Source organism: Sphingomonas sp. Leaf407 (assembly GCF_001425385.1).
In the GTDB taxonomy this organism is placed as follows: Bacteria; Pseudomonadota; Alphaproteobacteria; order Sphingomonadales; family Sphingomonadaceae; genus Sphingomonas.
In genome coordinates, this window is the sequence record NZ_LMQO01000002.1 from 442,539 (window position 1) to 462,948 (window position 20,410).

Genomic DNA, 20,410 nt, shown 5'->3' on the forward strand with positions numbered 1-20,410 from the left:
AGATCATGGCAAATGCGGCAATGCACATCGCGCGCACCGGGCTGGACGCCCAGGACATGCGGATGCGCGTCATCTCGAACAACCTCGCCAACGTCAACACCACCGGCTTCAAGCGCGACCGCGCGGCGTTCGAGACGCTGTCGTATCAGGTCGTGACGGCGGCCGGATCGCAATCGACGCAGGAATCGCGCTATGCGACCGGCCTGAACCTCGGCACCGGCGTGCGGGTGCAGGGCACCGCGCGCATCGATACGCAGGGCTCGCTCCAGACGACCGGCAACAGCCTCGACATGGCGATGGACGGCGACGGCTTCTTCCAGATTCAGTTGCCCAACGGGCAGTTGGGCTACACCCGCGCCGGCAATTTCTCGCGCAGCGCCGAAGGGCTGCTGGTGACGAGCGAGGGCTATCAGGTCATGCCCGGCATCACGATCCCTGAAGGCACCACGGCGGTGACGGTCGGCGGCGACGGCACGGTATCGGCCAAGGTCGCGAACCAGACCGAGGCGCAGCAACTGGGCCAGGTGCAGATCGCGAACTTCGCCAATCCGGCGGGGTTGCAGGCGACCGGCGACAATTACCTGATCGAGACGGCGGCCTCGGGCGCGGTCGCGATGGGCATCGCCGGACAGGATGGTCGCGGCCAGATCCGGCAGGGGATGCTCGAAGGATCGAACGTCAACGTCGTCGAGGAACTCGTCGACATGATCGAGACGCAGCGCGCCTATGAGGTCAATTCCAAGATGATCTCGGCCACCGACGAGATGCTGAAATATGTCAATCAGAACATCTGACGCGCTCGCCGCGCTGGCGGTGGTCGCGCTGGCGGCAAGCCCGGCGACCGCGCGCCCGCTGTTCGGCAAGAAAGCGCCGCCCGAGGATTACAGCGCGACCTTGTCGACGCCGCCCGCCCCGGTGCGCGTCGCCACCGGCGCGATCTTTCAGGCCGACGACGGCTATGCCGCGCTGTACGAGGGATGGCGCGCGCGCAAAGTCGGCGATCCGCTGACGATCGTGCTGGTCGAACGGACGACGGCGTCGAAATCGGCGGCGTCGAAGCTCGACAGCGGCGGCGGCTTCGGCATCACGCCGCCGTCGGTCGGGCCGCTGTCGTTCGACCCGAACATCGCGCGCGCCTCTGGCAACCGCAACTTCAACGGTGGCGGTCAGGCGGATCAGGCCAATGCGCTGTCGGGCGAAGTCTCGGTCACGGTCGCCGCCGTCTATCCCAACGGCACCATGCTGGTGCAGGGGCAGAAGCGGGTGACGCTCAATCGCGGCGACGAATTCGTCGCGATCAAGGGGATCGTGCGCACCGCCGACGTCGATGCGAACAACCGCGTTCCCTCGACCCGCGTCGCCGATGCCCGCATCGCCTATACCGGCAAGGGCGATGTCGCCCGCGCCAGCCGGCAGGGGTGGCTCAGCCGCTTCTTCCAGGTCGTCAGCCCTTTCTAGGACCCGCATCCATGCGCTTCCTGCTCGCGCTTCTCGCGTTTCTCGTCGCCGCCGCGCCGGCCCATGCCGAACGGGTCAAGGACCTCGGCCGGTTCCAGGGCATCCGCTCGAACCAGTTGACCGGCTACGGCATCGTCGTCGGGCTGCCGGGGACGGGCGACGACAATCTCGAATATACTGTGCAGTCGGTGAAGGCGATCACGTCGCGCATGGGGCTGCAACTGCCGCCCGGTGCCAATCCGGGCCTCAAGAACGCGGCGGTGGTGATGATTACCGCCGAACTGCCCGCCTTCGCCAAGCCCGGCCAGCGGATCGACGTCACCGTCGCGTCGATGGGCAAGGCCAAGTCGCTTCGCGGCGGCGCGCTGGTCATGACCCCGCTGATGGGCGCGGATGGCCAGATCTATGCGATGGCGCAGGGCAATCTCGCGGTCGGTGGGCTGGGCGCGGAAGGGGCCGATGGCTCCAAGATCGTCGTCAACATCCCCTCGGCCGGGCGCATTCCCGACGGGGCGACCGTCGAGCGCACCGTCGACACCGGCTTCGCCACCGCGCCGACGCTGACCTTCAATCTGGCGCAGGCCGATTTCACCACCGCGCAGAATGTCGCGAGCGCGATCAACCGCCGCTTCGGCATGGGCACCGCCACCGCGATCGACGCGGTATCGGTCGCGATGCGCGCCGCGCCCGGGGCCACCACCCGGTCGATGCTGATGAGCGAGGTCGAGAATCTGGCGGTCGAGGCGGCGGAGACGGCGGCGCGCGTCATCGTCAATGCGCGCACCGGCACCGTCGTCATCAACTCGGCGGTGCGCGTGTCGCCCGCCGCCGTCACCCACGGCAAGCTGACCGTGCGGATCGACGAGGATCAGCGCGTCAGCCAGCCCGCCCCGTTCAGCCAGGGCCAGACCGCGCTCGAACAGAAGAGCGGCGTGACGATCGAACAGGAGGCGCGACCGATGTTCCTGCTCGACCCCGGCCCCAAGCTGGCGGATGTGGTGAAAGCGATCAACGCCATCGGTGCCTCGCCCGCCGACCTCGTCGCGATCCTTGAGGCACTCAAGGAATCGGGCGCGCTCAAGGCCGAACTGGTGGTCCTGTGAGCATCATCGGCGCCACCACCGGCATCGATACCGACACCAGCCGTCTGGGCGGGGAAAAGAACCTCAAGGCGGCGGGCGAACGCTTCGAGGCGGTCTTCACCGGCATGATGCTGAAATCGATGCGCAAGACCAAGCTCGCCGAGACATTGTTCGAGAGCAAGGCCGCCGACCAGTTCCGCGACATGTGGGACCAGAAGGTCGCCGAGAGCATGGCGGTGTCGACGCCGCTCGGCATCGGCAAGGCGATGACCGACTTTCTGATGAAGGGACAGGGCGCGAATACCACTGAAACCGCGCCGGCTTCTGCCGTTACTTCTGGAGAAGGGAAGAACGGATGAGCGACCTGCTGTCGATCGGTGCGAGCGGGGTCAGGGCGCATCAGGCGGCGCTGACCACCACCTCCGACAATATCGCCAACGCGGCGACCCCGGGCTATGTCCGGCGCACCGCCACGCTGACGCAGGTCGGCGGCACCTCGGTCCGCTTGGGGGCAGGGATGGGCGTCGCGGTATCGGGCATCGCCCGCGCCGCTGACTCGTTCCGCTCGGCACAGGTCCGCGCCGCCGGCAGCGACGTGGCGCGCACCGAAACCGGCATGGTCTGGCTCGACCGGATCGAAAGCGCGCTGGGCGGGCAGGCGCTCGACGAGCGGATGGGCGATTTCTTCAACGCCGGCACCGCGCTGGCCGCCGATCCGTCCGCCACCGCGCCGCGCGCGGCGATGCTGGAAGCGGCAAGCGGTGTCGCGCAGGCATTCTCCGGCACGGTCCGCGCGATCGACTCGGCCATCGCCGACCTCGACACCGCCGCCGCCGCCGATGCGGCGAAGCTCGGCGAATTGTCGAGCGGCCTCGCCAAGATCAACGAGGGCCTCGGCCGCGTCAGCGACGGCAGCGCGGGACAGGCGCAACTGCTCGACCAGCGCGACCGGTTGCTGGAGGAGATGAGCGGCCTTACCGACGTCACCACGACCTTCGATTCCGCCGGCCGCGCCAGCGTGCGTGGCGGCGGGGCCGATGGCGCGCTGCTGGTCCATGGGTCGGACGCGGCGAAGATCGGCTATGCCCGCAACGCCGATGGCGCGGTCAGTTTCGTCAGCAGCCGCGCCGGGGTCGAATCGATCCTGACGCCGACCGGCGGCTCGCTCGCCGGCATCGCCGAGGGCGCGGCGCGGCTGGGCGAGGCGCGCGCGTCGATCACCACGCTCGCCACCGAATTCGTGAACGGCGTGAACGACGTGCAGGGCAGGGGGCAGGATCTTGCCGGCAAGGGCGGCAATCCGATGTTCGCGCTGGAAACCGGCGGCACCATCAAGGCGGTGCTGAGCGATCCCGCCGCCATCGCCGCCGCATCGCCGGGCAAGGGCACGCGCGACAACGGCAATCTGTCGAAGCTTGCCGACCTGCGCTCGACCGCGAAGTTCGAGACGCGCACCGTCGCGCTACAGGCCGCCAACGGCTCGGCGCTCGCCGCGCGCAAGACGGTGGCGCAGGCGCAAGGGTCGATCCACGACTCGGCGGTCGCCGCGCGCGATGCCGCCTCGGGCGTCAACCTCGATGCCGAGGCGATCGACCTGATGCGCTTCCAACAGGCCTATCAGGCGTCGAGCCGCGTGATCCAGGTCGCGCGCGAGACGCTCGATACGCTGCTCCAGATCCGATAGGGCCGCCCATGCAAATCTCCACCGCCGGCTTCTACAACCGCGCCGCCGCCCGCATGGCCGACCTGTCGTCGACCACCGAACGGTTGCAGACCGAAATCGCGACCAAGAAGGTCAACATCGCCTCCGACGACGCGACCGGCTGGACCCGGCTCGGCGGCATCAAGCGCGACGACGCGGCCGACGGCGCGTACAAGGCGAACATCACGCTGGCGCGCGGGCTGTTGTCGCAGACCGATACCGCGCTCGAACAGGTGAGCGACCGGCTGGTCCGCGTCCGCGAACTGGCGATCAGCGCCAACAGCGGCACGCTGAGCATGGACGGCCGCGCGGGCATCGCCACCGAACTGGAGGCGATCCGCGACGACATGCTTTCGGTCGCGAATAGCAAGGACGTGCGCGGTCAGCCGATCTTCGGCGGCACCGGCGATGCGGCGTTCACGAAGGGGACGGGCGGCGCGATCGGCTATGCCGGCACCGGCGACGTCGCGACGCTGCCGATCGGCGAGGGCGCGCAGGTACAGGTCGGTGCCGACGGCGGACGGGTGTTCGGCGGTGCCGCCGACGCGACCGACATCTTCGCGACCATCGCCACGCTGGTGGCCACGCTGCGCGATCCCGCCGCCGCCTTGCCCGCCGCCGCCGGCAAGGCGCTCGACGATCTGACGAAGGTCGAATCGCAGGTCACGACCGCGCGCGCCTCGGCCGGTGCCCGCGCCGCGCGGCTGGAGGTCGAATCGGCGCGACTCGACACGGTTGCGCTAGACCGCACCGAAGCCCGCGTCGCGATCGAGGCGACCGACCTGCCCAGCGCCATGGTCGAGCTGCAAAAGACGATGACGGTGCTGCAGGCGACGCAGGCCAGCGTGGCCAAACTGGCCGGCATGTCGTTGTTCGATTACCTGAAATAAGCGCGACCCACCCCGACTCGGGGCCTTGGTAACCATTTCTCGACCTTCATGGTGAATAACCGGGAAAGCATGATCGCGCGTTCGGCGATCCCATTCCAAAGGGGCTAGTGCCACATGTTTCCGGCCATCGGTTTCGTCGTGCTGATCGCGATGGTGTTCGGCGGGTTCGCCATCACCGGCGGCGCGCTCGGCCCCGTCATGCACGCACTGCCGCACGAGATGCTCATCATCGGCGGCGCGGCGGTCGGCGCGCTCATCATCGGCAACTCCGGCAAGGAGCTGAAGGCGATGGGCGGCGGCTTCATGAAGGTGATGAAGGGTCCGAAATACAAGAAACAGGATTATCTCGACGCGATCTTCCTCGTGTCGAAACTGATGAAGATGCTGCGCGCCGAAGGGCCGATCGCGCTCGAACCGCATGTCGAGGACCCGAAGTCGTCGGCGATCTTTTCCGAATATCCCCGGCTGATGGCCGATCACACCTTGGTCAACCTGATCGCCGACACGCTGCGCCTCGTCGTCGTTTCGTCGGGTACGCTCGACGTGCATGCGGTCGAGGAGGTCATGGATAATTCGATCAAGACCCACCACCATGAGGTGCAGGGGCCGCAGGGTACGCTCCAGGGTCTCGCCGACGCGCTGCCCGCACTCGGCATCGTCGCCGCCGTGCTCGGCGTGGTCAAGACGATGGGTTCGATCGACAAGCCGCCGTCGATTCTGGGCGGCATGATCGGCTCGGCGCTGGTCGGCACCTTCCTCGGCGTGTTGCTCGCCTACGGCATCGTCGGCCCACTCGCCACGCGGTTGCAGCAGGTGATCGATGCCGACGCCGCGATCTATCACGTCGTCAAGCAGATCATCATCGCCTCGCTGCACGGTCATCCGCAGCCGCTGGTGATCGAAGCGGCGCGCTCGGGCATCGCCCATCACAACCAGCCCGGCTTCGCCGAGGTGTTCGACGGCCTGCGCGGACGGTGAGGGTGATGACCAGGAGGACCCGCTGATGGCCGCCCGCGCTCCGCACGGCAACAACCAGCCGCCCAAGATCATCATCGTCAAGAAGATCATCGACGCCGGCCACGGCGGCCATCACGGCGGCGCGTGGAAGGTCGCCTATGCCGATTTCGTGACGGCGATGATGGCGTTCTTTCTGCTGATGTGGCTGCTCGGTGCGACCAACGAGAAGCAGCGCAAGGCGCTCGCCGATTATTTCGCGCCGACGCTGGTCGAACTGAAGCAGAACTCGGCCGGCTCGAACGGCATCTTCGGCGGCGAATCGATCATCGACAAGGACAATTATCCGCACAAGGCGCAGCAGACCGGCACCCGGTCGATGACCATCCCGGTCGATGCGACCGGCGGCACCCAGACCGGTGCCGGCGACAAGGGCGCGATGAAGAACCGCCAGCAACTGGCGGCGCAGGACAAGCAGGCGTTCGACAAGATCAAGCGCACGCTGTCGCGCCGGATGCAGAGCGACGTGCGCCTTGCCAAGCTTGCCAAGAACGTCCGCATCGTGCCGACGCGCGACGGGGTGCGGATCGATCTGGTCGACAATGCCGATTATTCGATGTTCGCGCTCGGCACCACCGCGCTGGCTCCCGAAGCCAGCCAGTTGATGCGCCTGATCGCCGATACCGTCCGTGACCTGCCGAACACCATCATGATCCGCGGTCATACCGATGCCGTCGCCTATGGCCGGCCGCAGGACATGAACAACTGGATGTTGTCGTCGGGCCGCGCCGAGGCGACCCGCCGCCGGCTGGCGTTGGGCGGGGTCGGCGAACGCCGTTTCGAACGGATCGAGGGCGTCGCCGATCGCGAACCGATGATCGTCAAGGACCCCTATGATCCGCGCAACCGTCGCGTCGCGATCACCCTGTTGTATCAGACGACGCGCGGCTTCGGCGGCTGATCCAGCCGGCGTTCGAGCGGGGCCGGTCGTGACACCGCGAACGGCCCCGCGTCGCGCTGCGGCGAAGTAGCAGGACGCCGCCAACGCCAACGAAGAACGCCCGCGCGTATCGCGCGGGCGTTCTTTCTACCGCCAGTATGCCCGGGAAATCAGCGCGCCGCCACGCGGTAGCTGCCGCCGGTCACTTCGGTCGAGGCGACCAGCACCTGCGGATCGACCGCCAGCTTCGGCCCTTGCCCCGCCTGCCACTGGGCGAGCGCGATACGATAGGCGTCATAGGCGCGGTAGAATTCGACGAACGGCTCGTCGAGCGAGCCGAGGCCCGGCGCGGCGAAGCCGTCGAGGCTGCCGGCGGGCAGGTCGGCGACCTGCGCCAGCATCGGCAGCGCGGTCGCACAGAACCGTGCCCGTACCGGCGGCTGGGCAAAATAATTATACACCCGCGTCATCGAATCGTCGAACCGGTCCTGCCAGTCGCCGCCGCCGCGCCGGTATTCGGCCTCCAGCGCGCGGTGCGCGGCGGCGAAGCGGGCGGCGTGGACCTTCAGCAACCGGTTATACTGCGCGACGCCGTTGGGATCGCCGATGTCGCACTGGAGCGCGGCGACATTCAGCGCCGAGCGCAGATGCCATAACGCAGCGTCGGTAGAGAGCGTGCGGTTGATCGTCGCATAGCCACCATCGGGGGTGGCGGCGGGAATGGCGAGGTTGGCGGCCGCCCCCAGCGGTGGCTTGGGCATCGGTTGCGGCACGGCGGCCACTGGAGGCACCGGCGGCGCAGCGACCGCCTCGGGCGTCTTTCTGGCGCACCCGTTCAGCAGGACCCCGCCCGCGAGGAATAGCGTGAAAAGCCGTGTACGCATCGAACCGAATCCCGTTCTGCCCCGAACCCCGGACGGTGACGACTATCGGCATCAATGACTTAGGCTTGGTTAACGACAGTGATTTGTACTCCCCCCCTGACAGGGGAGGGGCCGGGGGTGGGTCGGCCGGTGGCAGGCGTATCGTTCCCTCGCGGACCAACCCACCCTCAAACCCCTCCCTTGTCAGGGAGGGGAGCCACAAGGCGGATCGCTCAGCGCTTCAGCAGGAATACCGCATGTTCGGCGCGGAAGTTCGCCGCCGCCGCCGTGGTGCGCTTGCCGCCCGACAGGAACCAAGCGTCGACCACGGTGATGCCGCGCTTGCCGACGAAGGCGCGGAAGTCGTCGATCGTCACATGATGGATGTTGGGCGTGTCATACCATTCGAGCGGCAACAGCTTCGTCACCGGCATCCGCCCGCCCCACAACAGCGAGGCGCGTACCCGCCAGTGCGCGAAATTGGGGAAGGACACGAACGCCTGCCCACCGATGCGCAGCAGATGGTCGAGCACGACATGCGGGCGCATCGCGGTCTGGAGCGTCTGGCTGAGGATCGCATAGTCGAAGCTGGCGTCGGGATAGTCGGCGAGGTCGCGGTCGGCGTCGCCCTGCATCACCGACAGCCCCTTGGCCATCGCATCGGCGACGTTGCGCGCGTCGATCTCCAGCCCGCGCGCATCGACGCCGCGCGTGTCGCGCAGCGCCGCCATCAACTGCCCGTCGCCGCAGCCGACGTCGAGCACGCGCGATCCCGGCGCGACATGGGCCGCGATAATCGCCAGATCGGGGCGAAGCGTCATGCCCGCGCCTCCAGAAAGCCGCGCATCACCCGGTCGAGATCGGGCGATTCGAGCAGGAACGCATCATGGCCGAACGGCGACGACAGCTCGACGAAGCTGGCGGGCGCGCCGGCGGCGTTGAGCGCATGGACGATGCTGCGCGACTCCGCCGTCGGATAAAGCCAGTCGGTATCGTAGCTGACGATGCAGAACCGCGCTTTCGTCGCGCGAAAGGCGTTGGCGAGAATGCCGCCATGTTCCTCGGCCAGATCGAAATAATCGAGCGCGCGGGTGATGTAGAGATAGGAATTGGCATCGAACCGGTCGGTGAAGGCAAGGCCCTGATGCCGCAGATAGCTTTCGACCTGGAAATCGGCATCGAAGCCGAACGTCTTGGACCCCGCCTGTCCGTCGGCGCGCGCCTGCAACTTGCGGCCGAACTTGGCGGTCAGGCCCGCTTCGGACAGATAGGTGATGTGCGCCGCCATCCGCGCGACCGACAGGCCGGCCGACGGGGCCGCGCCGTCGTAATATTCGCCGCCGGCCCAGTTGGGATCGGCCATGATCGCCTGCCGCCCGACCTCGTGGAACGCGATGTTCTGCGCCGAATGCCGCGCGGTCGAGGCGATCACCACCACCGCCTCGACCCGGTCGGGCAGCGTCGCGCCCCATGACAGCGCCTGCATGCCGCCCATCGACCCGCCGACCACCGCGCGGAGGCGTTCGATGCCGAGATGGTCGAGCAGCATCCCCTGCGCGCGCACCATGTCGCGGATGGTCAGCACCGGAAAGCGCATCGCAAAGGGGCGGCCGGTCGCGGGATCGATGCTGGCGGGACCCGACGATCCCATGCAACTGCCCAGCACGTTCGAGCAGATGACGAACTGTTTATCCAGATCGATCGGCTTGCCCGGCCCGATCATTCGCGACCACCAGCCGGGCTTGCCGGTGCGCGGATGCGCCGAGGCGACATGATGGTCGCCGGTCAGCGCGTGGCAGATCAGCACCGCATTGTCGCGCGCCGGGTTCAGCGTGCCATAGGTTTCATAGGCGATGTCGATCCGGTCGAGCACCGCCCCGCCGTCGAGCGCGAGGGGGGTGTCGAGCGTGACGCGGCGATCGGGACCGAAACGGGAATCCATGGGCTTGCCGCTACCGGTCCGCGCCGGCCGGTTCAAGCCGCGTCGGGGGCGATCCGCCGTCCGAGCAGGCTGGCGGCGGCAAGCCGCCCGGTCTGCGCTGCGCCGTTCATGTATCCGGGATAGGCATCGGAGAGATGCTCGCCCGCGAACACGATCCGCCCCGCGCGCGCCACCTGCGTCGCGCGGCCGTCGGCTTCCTCCAGCCACAACAGTTTCGCGAAACGGGTCAGCATCCCCGGCGGATAATTGACATAGGCCCCCCCGATCAGCGGATCGGCGCTCCATCCGGTGCGATCGAAGCTCCAGTCGGCGCTGCGGTGCGCGTTCAGCGCCACCAGCGCGGGGGCGAACAGCGCGTCGAGCTGCCCCGGAGCGGGCGGCGCGCCATGGGCGGTGAAGCCCGCCGCCTGATCGCCGCCGAAGAACCAGTTCCACACCGGGCGTTCGGGTCCGCCGCGTACCGTCGCGTCCCACCCTTGCGCCGCGGCGGCTTCCGGGTCGGCCGACCACAGCTCGCCACCCTCGCCGATCGCCGCGCGCCATGGCGTGCTCGCCATCGCCCATTGCAGCTTTTCGTTGCGGCCCAGTTCCATCGAACCGAGGAACTGCCGCCATGGCGTGGGCAGGGGGGCGGCGATCTCGATCCGGCGGGCGACGTTGGCGGGAAGCGCCAGCACGACATGATCGCAGGCGATGCGCGACAGGTCGCGCAACACGATGCCCGCGCGTCGGCCATTCGCCTCGACCCGGATCGCCTCGCGCCCGGTGGCGATGCGGTCGGCGTGGAGTGCGGCCAGCGCCTCGACCAGCGTCGAGCTGCCGCCCGACAGCACATAGCGTTCGTCGCTGCCGCCCAGCACCTCCACCCGGTCCCCGTCGACGACGGGCAGGTTGAACAACAGCCCGATCGCCGAAACCCGATCGGGTTCCGCGCCATATTCGGTGCGCGCGGTCTGTTCGAGCAGCCGACGGACCCACGGGTCGGGCAGCAGCGCGGCGTGGAGATCGAAATAGGCGGCCATTGACAGCCGGTCGAGCCGGCGCGCGGTGCCCTCGAAATTGTCCGACAGCGCCTTGGCGTCGAGGTCGATCCGCCGTGCGATCGGGCGCAGCGCGCGCGCCAGCCGGGCGTCGGATACGCTCTCGCCATTCTCGACGATAATCGTGCGATGGGCGGTGTCCTTGCGATCGATCAGCGCGATGCCGAAGCGGCGGGCGAGCGCGTGCATGTCGGCATGGTCAGTATTGACCAACTGTCCGCCGCGCTCGAACGCGACGCCGTCGGGCAGGCGACGGGTATGGACCCGCCCGCCCAGCCGCGCCTTCGCCTCGTACAGCCACGCATCGACCCCGGCCGCGCGTAGATGGTGCAGCGCGGTCAGCCCGGCGAGGCCACCGCCCAGAATTGCGACACGGCCAGGCGCGGTCCGCCGGGCAGCCAGCGGCGCGGCCACGCCGGCCAGCCCGGTCGCTGCCAGCCCTTGCAACAACGCGCGCCGGGTGGCGCTCCAACTCGCTGGGACAGGCGCGGGCGCACCTTCATCGATCAGGTTGGCACGCCGTGCCGCCTGCATCGCCCGCCAGATCGTGTCGCCCGCCCGCATTGCCGCCCCTGTTCCGCTTGTCCCGCGTTGCAGCGGCCATAGCAGGCGATGGTTAACGGGTCTTGGTGTTCTTGGTGTAGCGGTCCCGGTCCCTCGATCTTGCGTTCATGGCCGGCTTGGCGCAGGGGGCGGGGCCATGAACGCTCCCGCTCCCAAGCCATGGATCCTCGACATCGCCCCCTATGTCCCCGGCCGGTCGAAGACCGACGACGGGCGGCAGGTGGCGAAACTCTCGTCGAACGAGAACCCGCTCGGCACCTCGCCGCACGCCCGCGCCGCCTTCGCGCAGGCCGACCGCAGCCTTGAGCGCTATCCCGATCCCGGTGCCGCCGATCTGCGCGCGGCGATCGCGCAGGCGCATGGGCTGGACCCGGCGCGGATCATCTATGGCACCGGATCGGACGAGGTGCTGCATCTGGCCGCCGGGGCCTATGCCGGGCACGGCGACGAGGTGATCTTCGTGCGCTACGGCTTCGCGGTCTATGAGATCGCGACGCGGCGCGTCGGCGCGACGCCGGTGGTGGCGCCGGACAAGGATCATGCGACCGACGTCGATGCGATCCTCGCCTGCGTGACCGACCGGACGCGCGTGGTGTTCGTCGCCAATCCGAACAATCCCACCGGCACCTATTGCCCCCGCGCGGAGATCGCCCGGCTGCACGCAGCGCTGCGCCCCGACATCCTGCTGGTGCTCGATCAGGCCTATGCCGAATATCTGGAGGATCACGAGGACGATCACGGCCTCGACCTCGCCCGGACGCAGGCGAACGTGCTGGTCACGCGGACCTTTTCCAAGATCCACGGCCTTGCCGCCGAGCGGATCGGCTGGGGCTATGGCTCGGCGGAGGCGATCGACGCGATGCACCGCATCCGCGCGCCGTTCAACGTGACGACCGCCGGACAGCAGGCGGCGATCGCGGCGGTGCGCGATACCAGCTTCGTCGAGGCCAGCCGCGCACACAACCGCCAATGGCGGACATGGTTCGAAGGCGAGATCGCCGCGATGGGCAACGCGGGCTTGCGCGCCGTCCCGTCGAAGGCCAATTTCGTGCTGGTGCTGTTCGATGGACCGGTCAGCGCGGGCGACGCCTATCAGGGGTTGATGGACAAGGGCTTCATCACCCGCTGGCTGCCCGGACAGGGACTTGCCAACGGCCTGCGCATCTCGATCGGCACCGAGGCGGAGGTGCGCGGCGTCGCCGCCGCGCTTCGCGAGATCGTTGGCGGCTGATGCTGCCGTTCGCGCGGGTCGCGATCCTCGGGCTGGGGCTGATCGGATCGTCGATCGCCCGCGCGGTCCGCGCCGACATGCCGGGCGTGCGCCTCACCGGCCATGACGCCTCGGCGGAAGCGCGCGAGACGGTGCGCGCGCTGGGGCTGCTCGACGATGTGAGCGACCATGCCGGCGCGGCGGTGATCGATGCCGATCTGGTGATCTTGTGCGTGCCGGTCGGCGCGATCGGCCCGGTCGCCGCCGAGATCGCACCCGACCTGCCCCCCGGCGTCGTCGTCAGCGACGTCGGGTCGAGCAAGGCAGGCATCGCCGCCGCACTGACGCAGGCCCTGCCCGGCGTCGCGATCGTCCCCGCGCATCCGGTTGCGGGGACCGAACGCAGCGGACCGGAGGCGGGCTTCGCCACGCTGTTCAAGGGCCGCTGGTGCATTCTCACGCCCGCGGCCGACGCCGACCCCCTCGCGGTCGAGCGAGTCGCCGAATTCTGGCGCAGGATCGGGGCGGACATCGAAATGATGGACGCGCAGCACCATGATCTGGTGCTGGCGATCACCAGCCACCTGCCGCACCTGATCGCCTATACCATCGTCGGCACCGCCAGCGATCTGGAGGCGGTGACGCAGAGCGAGGTCATCAAATATTCGGCGGGCGGCTTCCGCGACTTCACCCGCATCGCCGCGTCCGACCCGACGATGTGGCGCGACGTGTTCCTCGCCAACAAGGACGCGGTGCTGACCATGCTCCAGCGCTTCTCCGAGGACCTGTCGGCGCTGCAACGCGCGATCCGCTGGGACAAGGGCGACGAACTGTTCGACCTGTTCAGCCGCACCCGCACCATCCGCCGCTCGATCGTCGAACAGGGACAGGACGACGCCCGCGAGGACTTCGGACGGCGGCACGGGTAGAGGAGGGCGCTCGGGCCGATCGACCTTCCTTCGCGCGTCGTCACCCCGGACTTGTTCCGGGGTCCACTTGTCCCCGAACGCTGTCGATACAGCCTCAAGGCGCACCGATTGCCGAGCCGTGGACCCCGGAACAAGTCCGGGGTGACGAAAGGGGTGGCTGTTTCCGCCGAAAACAACGAAGATCGGCCGGCAAGGCTGAATGTCGATCCGGCCTAGAACCGCCCTTCCACCGCCGCGCCTGCCGGCAACCCCACGAACGGCAGCGTCGCGGCGCCGTCGCCGGTCATCTGGAACTTCAGCACGCCGTCCTCGCGCAGCGTCGCGTCCATCAACGTGCGGCGGCGTTGCGCGTCGGGAGCCAGCCGCACCCGCGTCTCCTGCCCGATATGCTCGGCGGTCAGCAGCAGCGCCGGGGTTGGCGTCGCGACGCCGGCCCTGGTAGCGCAACTGCCCGGATCGATCGCGACGCGGCCATCGGCCATCGCCGATCCGCTGGCGGTCGACAGCTTCGCCAAGTCGATCTGCATCGTCGCGTCGCAGGTGAAGGGCAGATCGGGTTGCAGCGCCTGAAGCAGCGAGGCATCGGCCGATCCCGCCACCTTGTCTAGTTGCACGCCACTGCCCCAGGCGATCGCCTGTCCGCCCAGATCGGTATCGGGGCCGGTCGCGGTCCAGTCGACCGCGAAACCCAGACTGGTGATACTGCGCAGCGGCGCGAACCGCCACTCCAGCCGGCTGCCCCCCGCCACGCCGACCTCGCCGTGCCAGATCGTACCGCCGACCCCGCTGCGCCACGCCACGTTGCGCACGATCAGGCTGGCGGGCAACGTCGCGACCATCGCGATCGCGAACGAGACTATGCCGAGGGTGGCGAAGGCGATACTACGCCGCCGTGCCTGACTCCGTGAAAGACCCGGCAATGCCAACGCGACGCGCGACGCTGAAACTGGTGGGACAGGGCCTTGCGCTGTCGTCGGCGGCATCGATCGCATCCCCCCTGTGGGCGGCGCGCCGGGCGAAGGGCGTGGCCGCGTTGCTGGTGCCGCTCACCGGTGAACGGGCGGCGCTGGGCCGTAGCATAGCCGCCGCGGCGATGCTTGCCGAAACCGACGCCACGGCGCTGCGCGTGATCGATACCGGCGGCAGCGCCGACGGTGCGGTGCGCGCCGCGCTGGCGGCGGTGAAGGGCGGCGCGGCGCTGTTGCTGGGGCCGCTCACCGCCGCCGAGACGCGCGCGGTGGCCGCCGCCGTCGGCGCGCGCGTGCCGGTGGTGGCGCTGACCAACGATGCCGCCGCGCAGGGAAATGGCGCGTTCGTGCTGGGCATCACCCCGGCGCAGGCGACCGGCGCGCTGCTCGGCTATGCCCGGTCGCGCGGGGTGCGTCGCGTCGCGGCGCTCGACGACGGAACGCCGTGGAGCAGCGCCTGCGTCGCGGCGGCGAAGCGCGCGGAGGGCGATCTCGGCCTCATCGTCCTTCCCACGCCGGCGGGCGGGGTGGCGGGCGAGGCGGATGCGCTGTTCGTGCCCGGCGGCAGCGCCACCGCGCTCGCCGCCGCCCGCCGGGCGAGGGAGGGCGGGGTGCAGTTGCTGGCGACCGTCCAGGCGCTCGACTATCGCCCCGATGTGCTGGCGGCATTGCAGGGGGCATGGATCGCCAGCCCCGATCCGGCGCGCTTCGCGACCTTCGCCGCCGCCTTCGCCGCGCGCAACGGTGGCCGGCCCGGCGCGATCGCCGCGCTGGGCCACGACGCCGCGGGTATCGCGAAGACGCTGCGCGACGCCGATCAGATGACGCGCGAGGGCGTGCTGCGCGAGGCGGGGTTCGACTGCACCACCGGCCCGCTGCGCTTCCGCGCCGACGGCAGTTGCGCCCGCGACTTCGCGATCCTCGTCGCGAAGGACGGCCTGTATGAAAAGGTGGCCGAGAGCCGCGGGGCATGATCGAAGCAGGTGTAACCCTATCGTCACCCCGGACTTGTTCCGGGGTCCACGGTCCCGCAAATGCCGCGACCGTTCCTTGCGCGGAACCGTGGACCCCGGAACGAGTCCGGGCTGACGATCAGGGGAGCGGCTCGGACGACATCGCCGAGGCCGGCTTCACCCTGCTCGAACTGATGATCTCGCTCGGCCTGTTCGCGCTGATCGCGGTGGCGGGGCTGACGCTGGTCGACAGCGTCATCGGCGTCGACGGGCGGACCGAGGCGCGGCTCGACCGGGTGGCCGACCTGCAACGCGCGATGGTAGTGATTTCGAGCGACCTCGACCAGATCGCGCCGGGGCCACTCGCCGGGGACGCCGCTGGCGTGCGCTTCGCCCGCGCCGCGCCGGGGTTCGGCGGGCCGGCGGTGCCGGTCGCCTACCGCGTCGTCGGCGGCCGGCTGGAACGGATCGTCGGCGGCCGGCCGCAACAGGTGCTCGATCAGGTGGCGGGCGCGCGCTGGCGCTATTTCGACGGCGGCTGGCTGCCGGCATGGCCGCCCGCGCCCGACCGCTCGGGCGAATGGCCGCGCGCGGTGGTGGTCGAGCTGCAACTGGGCGGGACGGGCGGCGGAACCCTGCGCCGTGTCGTCACCTTGCCGGTCCCGGCGCAGCCGTCATGAGCCGCGCGGTGGCCGAGCGCGAGCGCGGCATGATCCTCGTCAACGTGCTGATGTTCGTCGCGATCGCCAGCGGACTCGTCCTGCTCATGATAAACCGCGAGGAACTGGCGCTCGACCGCTCGATCCGCTCGCGCGAAGCGTCGCGCGCGCTGGCGGTGGTGCGCGGCGGCGAGCTGTCGGCGCTGACCGCGCTGCAACGCGACGCGCGGGTGGCGGCGGAGGCGGATTATCCCGGCGAACCGTGGGGGTCCCTGAGCGAAAACGGCATCGCGATCGACGGCGGCCGCTTCGACCTCGCCATCGCCGATGCGCAGGGGCGCTTCAACGTCAATTCGGTGCGGCGCGGCGAGGACCCGATCCCGCAACTGGTCTTCATCCGCATCGCCCGCGCCGCCGGCCTGTCCGACGAACAGGCGGTCGCCGGCATCGCCCTCATCCGCGAGCGCGGGCCGGTGCAGGACCTACGCCCGCTCGCCGCGTTCTTGCCGCCCGACAAGGCGGCGCTGCTGGCGCGCATGGTCACGGCGCTGCCCGGCGACACCCCGGTCAATCTCAACGCGGCGACCCCCGAACTGCTCGGCGTGCTGTTCGAACCGGCGCAGGTCCAGCGGTTGCTCGCGGTGCGCAACCGGCAGGGCTATCTGTCGAAGGAAGACCTGACCCGCGAGGACGTGACCGTGCCGGCGGGCACCGGTTTCCAGTCGAACCATTACTGGGTCCGCACCCGCGCGACGATCGGCGGCACCGTGCAGCAAGGCGCGACGCTGATCGAACGGGTCAAGGGTGAGCGCGGCGTGCTGGCGGTGCCGGTGGAACGCTGGCGCAATGCGGCGATCCCGCCCGAGGTGCCGGGGTTCGGGTAGGGAGCAGGCTGATACGACTTGGGATGACGAGGACCGTAGCGACGGTTGACGCCTGATAACGTCCTTTCCAGCAAGCATCTGTTCGATTAGCATTCCCGGATGTCCCGGATCGCATCTTATGCCGATTTCGTCGGATGGTCGGCTTTCAGCGTCGCGATAGCGATCGTGATTTTGTGCCGGAGCGAAGCGGGTGGTCATTCCCGTTATACCTGATCGCTGGCGCGCTATTCATCGTCAGCATTGTCCAACGGCGTCGTTTCACGGACGACGGCTGATCGCTAGGCCGGATCGGCATTCAGCCTTGGCAGGGGAAATCTGCTCTCGAACCCCCCGCGCATGCGGGGATCCATACACGCCGACGCCGGTGATCGAACCTATCTCGTTGCGTCTATGGGTTCCCGCCTGCGCGGGAACGACGAAAAGGTGTAGCATCTGCTGAATATCGACCCTGTCTAGGCTACGATGCGCGCAGGCGGCATGGATATGGATGCGGCTGAAGTTGAAGTTGAAGTTCTAACGCGCCGGACAGATCGGTCCTCGTAGAACCGGACGTCATCCCAGCGAAGGCTGGGATCTCATAGTGACAGGGCGAGGCAGGAACTGCCTGAGGCCCCAGCCTTCGCTGGGGCGACGCTTCCATGTCGATGGGTTAGGCCCCTCAATACCCCACCCACGCATTCTCGATATGCCGCACTCCCGCCCCCTTGGCGATCAGGATCACATCGATCCGCACATCCTCGCCGCCCGCCGCATAGCGCGGCATCAGCACTTCCGCCGCCGCCGCGACCCGCGCCAGCCGGCGTTCGTCGATCGCCATGTCCAGCCCGGCGGCGCTTGCCCGCAATTTCACCTCGACGAACGCGACCAACCCGCCGCGCCGTGCGATCAGGTCGACCTCGCCCGCCTTTGTCCTGACCCGCCGGCCGACGATCTCCCAGCCTTTCAGCCGCAGCCACCATCCTGCCAGCCGCTCGCCGCGCCGCCCGGCCGCATCCGCCGCCACCCGTGAGGCGCGGGTGCGCGTCACTCGCCCTTCATCGCCAGCGCCCGCGCGTACAGCGCCTTGCGGTCGAGCCCCAGCGCCTTGGCCACTTCGCCCGCCGCCTTCGACGCGGGCAGCCGGGTCAGCGCCTCTCGCAGCGCCGCCTCGCCATCCTCGGCCGTCGCGGGCGGCGGCGCGCCCGGCGGCGCGACGACGATCACGATCTCGCCTTTGGGCGGCGCATCGGCATAGCGTTCCGCCAGTACCGACAATGTCCCCGTCACGCATTCCTCGAACCGCTTGGTAATCTCGCGCGCGACTCCGGCCTCGCGCTCGCCAAGTCCTTGCGCCAGCGCCGCCAGCGTCGCCGCCAGCCGAGGTCCGCTCTCATAGAACACCAGCGTCGCGCGCACCCCCGCAATCTCCGCGATCGCCTCCGTGCGGGCATGCGCCTTGGGCGGCAGGAAGCCAGCGAACAGGAACCGGTCGGTCGGCAGCCCCGCCAGCGTCAGCGCCGCCACCGCCGCGCACGGTCCGGGAATCGTCACCACCGTGTGGCCCGCCGCGCGCGCGTCGCGCACCAATTTGTACCCCGGATCGGAGATCAGCGGCGTGCCGGCGTCGGACACCAGCGCCACTGCTTCGGACGCCATCCGTGCGATCAGCCCCGGGCGCATCCCCTCGGCATTATGGTCGTGATACGGGATCATCGGCCGCTTGACGCCGATATGACGCAGCAGCCCGGCGGTGACGCGGCTGTCCTCCACCGCGATCACTTCGGCGCGCGACAGGATGTCGGCGGCGCGCGGACTTAAGTCTGCGAGATTGCCGATCGGGGTCGCGACGATGTAGAGGCCGGGGGCAAGTTTCTCGGTCATCAGGATACCCCATGGCAGACACCACCGCCCGCCCGCAATGGCGTCACCATCTCGCGCGGGGGTTTGCGGTGCTTGGCGCCGCCCTGCTGTCCGCCTGCACCGGCATCGTGCCGAGGGGGCCGGTGGAACAGGCGCCCCCTGCGCCCACCCGGCCGCAGCCGACCCGCCCCGCCCCCGTGACGGGCGGTATCCCCGAGGATACGCAGCGCCACCGCGTCGCGCTGCTCGTGCCGCTCACCGGCCCCAACGGCGGCGTCGGCCGCTCGATCGCCAATGCGACCCAGCTCGCGCTGCTCGATTCGCGCAGCGAGCGGGTGCGGATCACCACCTATGACACCGCGACCGGGGCCGCCGCCGCAGCACAGCGCGCCATCGCCGAGGGCAACCGCCTGATCCTCGGACCCCTGCTCGCCGACGATGTCCGCGCGGTGGCACCCATCGCGCGCGGCGCGAAGGTGCCGGTCATCAGCTATTCCAACGACGTGTCGGTCGCGGGGAACGGCGCGTATCTGCTCGGCTACACCCCGGCGCAATCGATCGACCGGGTGGTCGGCTATGCGCGCAGCAGCGGCATCACCCGCTTTGCCGGGCTGGTGCCCGCCGGCGTCTATGGCCAGCGCGCCTCGACCAGCTTCCTGCGCGCGGTCGAACAGGCCGGCGGACAGGTCGTCTCGCTCCAGACCTATGACCGGGGGCAGGGGCAGGTGGCGGCCGCCGTCACCCGCCTGTCGCGCACCTCGCCCTATGAAGCGGTCCTCATCGCCGATCAGGCCGGCACCGCCGCCGTGGCGGTGCCCGCGATCCGCCGGGGCACGAGCAAGGGCGCGCGCGTGCTCGGCACCGAATTGTGGAACACCGAAACCGGTCTGGGGTCAATGCCGGCGCTGAACGGCGCATGGTATGCCAGCGTCTCGAACGCGCTCTATCGCCAGTTCGCCACCAAATATCGCGCGCGCTTCAACGCCGCGCCCTACCGCCTGTCGAGCCTCGGCTATGATTCGGTGCTGTTGACCATCCGCATCGCGCGCGACTGGCCGATCGGCCGCGATTTTCCCGAATCCCGCCTGCGCGGCGAGGACGGGTTTGCGGGGCTGGACGGCGCATTCCGCTTCGGCCGCGACGGCGTGGCCGAACGCGCGCTGGAGGTGCAGGAGGTGCGCACCGGTGGCGCGGTAACGGTGTCGCCTGCGCCGCGGACCTTCGGGGAGTAGAACCACCCGTCGGTTTCGTTCGCTTCTTTTCGATTCACGCGAAGGCGCGGAGGCGTTGCGTTCGCGATCGGGTTGGCGGTTTGATCGGTAGGAGGTCGAGTGCGGATGCGCTCGACTAGGAAGAAGGGGTTTTCGCGCAGAGGCGCAGAGAGAAGGGGGCGCTTGCCGCGCCAGCGGCTTTCCCTTTCTACCCAGCAAACGGGAGGCTTCGCCGGACAGGCATCAGCCGTTCCGACCGGAACCGCTCTGCGCCTCCGCGCCTCTGCGCGAAAATCCCTTTCTGCTTCTTCTCCGCGCCTCC

General features: G+C 69.2%; 21 protein-coding genes. 14 read left to right on the forward strand and 7 right to left on the reverse strand.

Going from position 1 to position 20,410, the window contains the following annotated elements:
* Positions 1–5 precede the first annotated feature (5 nt).
* From flgG to ASG37_RS08460, 8 genes are all read left to right on the forward strand, one after another.
* The gene (gene flgG / locus ASG37_RS08425; protein ID WP_055758190.1) at positions 6–794 is read left to right on the forward strand and encodes a flagellar basal-body rod protein FlgG; all 789 of its coding nucleotides are present in this window, start codon (positions 6–8) and stop codon (positions 792–794) included.
* Positions 775–1,458: a flagellar basal body L-ring protein FlgH gene (locus tag ASG37_RS08430; RefSeq protein ID WP_055758193.1), complete on the forward strand. Its 684-nt coding sequence runs from the start codon at positions 775–777 to the stop codon at positions 1,456–1,458. The genes flgG and ASG37_RS08430 overlap by 20 nt, the downstream gene beginning before the upstream one ends.
* A gap of 11 nt (positions 1,459–1,469) precedes the next feature.
* Positions 1,470–2,561: a flagellar basal body P-ring protein FlgI gene (locus ASG37_RS08435; RefSeq protein WP_055758196.1), complete on the forward strand. Its 1,092-nt coding sequence runs from the start codon at positions 1,470–1,472 to the stop codon at positions 2,559–2,561.
* Positions 2,558–2,899 (forward strand): rod-binding protein, encoded by a 342-nt coding sequence (locus ASG37_RS17320; protein WP_156349080.1) that lies wholly within the window; start codon positions 2,558–2,560, stop codon positions 2,897–2,899. The genes ASG37_RS08435 and ASG37_RS17320 overlap by 4 nt, the downstream gene beginning before the upstream one ends.
* On the forward strand, positions 2,896–4,224 hold the full coding sequence (gene flgK / locus ASG37_RS08445; protein ID WP_055758202.1) for a flagellar hook-associated protein FlgK: 1,329 nt from the start codon (positions 2,896–2,898) through the stop codon (positions 4,222–4,224). The genes ASG37_RS17320 and flgK overlap by 4 nt, the downstream gene beginning before the upstream one ends.
* A gap of 8 nt (positions 4,225–4,232) precedes the next feature.
* Entirely contained in the window at positions 4,233–5,132 is a 900-nt protein-coding gene (locus ASG37_RS08450; protein ID WP_055758206.1) for a flagellin, read from the forward strand.
* A 114-nt stretch (positions 5,133–5,246) separates the two neighbouring features.
* Positions 5,247–6,110: a flagellar motor stator protein MotA gene (gene motA, locus ASG37_RS08455; protein WP_055758208.1), complete on the forward strand. Its 864-nt coding sequence runs from the start codon at positions 5,247–5,249 to the stop codon at positions 6,108–6,110.
* A gap of 25 nt (positions 6,111–6,135) precedes the next feature.
* Positions 6,136–7,047 carry a flagellar motor protein MotB gene (locus ASG37_RS08460; protein WP_055758210.1) on the forward strand — a complete coding sequence of 304 codons (912 nt, stop codon included), beginning with the start codon at positions 6,136–6,138 and terminating at the stop codon, positions 7,045–7,047.
* Positions 7,048–7,196: 149 nt separating this feature from the next.
* On the opposite strand, the gene ASG37_RS08465 is transcribed toward ASG37_RS08460, so the two are convergent.
* From ASG37_RS08465 to ASG37_RS08480, 4 genes are all read right to left on the reverse strand, one after another.
* Positions 7,197–7,910: a hypothetical protein gene (locus ASG37_RS08465; RefSeq protein ID WP_055758213.1), complete on the reverse strand. Its 714-nt coding sequence runs from the start codon at positions 7,908–7,910 to the stop codon at positions 7,197–7,199.
* A 212-nt stretch (positions 7,911–8,122) separates the two neighbouring features.
* The gene (gene metW / locus ASG37_RS08470; protein WP_055758216.1) at positions 8,123–8,710 is read right to left on the reverse strand and encodes a methionine biosynthesis protein MetW; all 588 of its coding nucleotides are present in this window, start codon (positions 8,708–8,710) and stop codon (positions 8,123–8,125) included.
* A complete protein-coding gene (gene metX, locus ASG37_RS08475) occupies positions 8,707–9,831 on the reverse strand; it encodes a homoserine O-acetyltransferase MetX (RefSeq protein ID WP_055758218.1) in 1,125 nt (374 codons plus the stop codon). The genes metW and metX overlap by 4 nt, the downstream gene beginning before the upstream one ends.
* A 32-nt stretch (positions 9,832–9,863) precedes the next feature.
* Entirely contained in the window at positions 9,864–11,435 is a 1,572-nt protein-coding gene (locus tag ASG37_RS08480; protein WP_055758221.1) for a flavin monoamine oxidase family protein, read from the reverse strand.
* Between the two features lie 136 nt (positions 11,436–11,571).
* Between ASG37_RS08480 and hisC the strand changes: the two genes are divergently transcribed.
* Positions 11,572–12,666: a histidinol-phosphate transaminase gene (hisC, locus tag ASG37_RS08485; RefSeq protein ID WP_055758224.1), complete on the forward strand. Its 1,095-nt coding sequence runs from the start codon at positions 11,572–11,574 to the stop codon at positions 12,664–12,666.
* Positions 12,666–13,574, forward strand: a complete 909-nt coding sequence (locus ASG37_RS08490) for a prephenate/arogenate dehydrogenase family protein (RefSeq protein WP_055758227.1) — start codon at positions 12,666–12,668, stop codon at positions 13,572–13,574. The genes hisC and ASG37_RS08490 overlap by 1 nt, the downstream gene beginning before the upstream one ends.
* A gap of 212 nt (positions 13,575–13,786) precedes the next feature.
* Here the strand turns inward: ASG37_RS08490 and gspN are convergent, their stop codons facing one another.
* Positions 13,787–14,413 carry a type II secretion system protein N gene (gene gspN / locus ASG37_RS08495; protein ID WP_055758230.1) on the reverse strand — a complete coding sequence of 209 codons (627 nt, stop codon included), beginning with the start codon at positions 14,411–14,413 and terminating at the stop codon, positions 13,787–13,789.
* 80 nt (positions 14,414–14,493) lie between these two features.
* Here gspN and ASG37_RS08500 point away from each other — a divergent pair, with 80 nt between their 5' ends.
* From ASG37_RS08500 to ASG37_RS08510, 3 genes are all read left to right on the forward strand, one after another.
* Positions 14,494–15,516, forward strand: coding sequence for a hypothetical protein (locus tag ASG37_RS08500; RefSeq protein ID WP_055758233.1), 1,023 nt, complete (start codon positions 14,494–14,496; stop codon positions 15,514–15,516).
* A gap of 140 nt (positions 15,517–15,656) precedes the next feature.
* Positions 15,657–16,175 (forward strand): type II secretion system protein GspJ, encoded by a 519-nt coding sequence (locus ASG37_RS08505; RefSeq protein ID WP_268795736.1) that lies wholly within the window; start codon positions 15,657–15,659, stop codon positions 16,173–16,175.
* Positions 16,172–17,038: a general secretion pathway protein GspK gene (locus ASG37_RS08510; RefSeq protein WP_055758239.1), complete on the forward strand. Its 867-nt coding sequence runs from the start codon at positions 16,172–16,174 to the stop codon at positions 17,036–17,038. The genes ASG37_RS08505 and ASG37_RS08510 overlap by 4 nt, the downstream gene beginning before the upstream one ends.
* 658 nt (positions 17,039–17,696) lie before the next feature.
* On the opposite strand, the gene ASG37_RS08515 is transcribed toward ASG37_RS08510, so the two are convergent.
* Positions 17,697–18,065 carry a YraN family protein gene (locus tag ASG37_RS08515; RefSeq protein WP_055758241.1) on the reverse strand — a complete coding sequence of 123 codons (369 nt, stop codon included), beginning with the start codon at positions 18,063–18,065 and terminating at the stop codon, positions 17,697–17,699.
* Complete coding sequence (gene rsmI, locus ASG37_RS08520) at positions 18,062–18,898, reverse strand: 16S rRNA (cytidine(1402)-2'-O)-methyltransferase (RefSeq protein WP_055758245.1); 837 nt, start codon at positions 18,896–18,898, stop codon at positions 18,062–18,064. The genes ASG37_RS08515 and rsmI overlap by 4 nt, the downstream gene beginning before the upstream one ends.
* An 11-nt stretch (positions 18,899–18,909) precedes the next feature.
* On the opposite strand from rsmI, the gene ASG37_RS08525 reads away from it, so the two are divergent.
* Positions 18,910–20,109, forward strand: a complete 1,200-nt coding sequence (locus ASG37_RS08525) for a penicillin-binding protein activator (protein WP_055758248.1) — start codon at positions 18,910–18,912, stop codon at positions 20,107–20,109.
* Positions 20,110–20,410 lie beyond the last annotated feature (301 nt).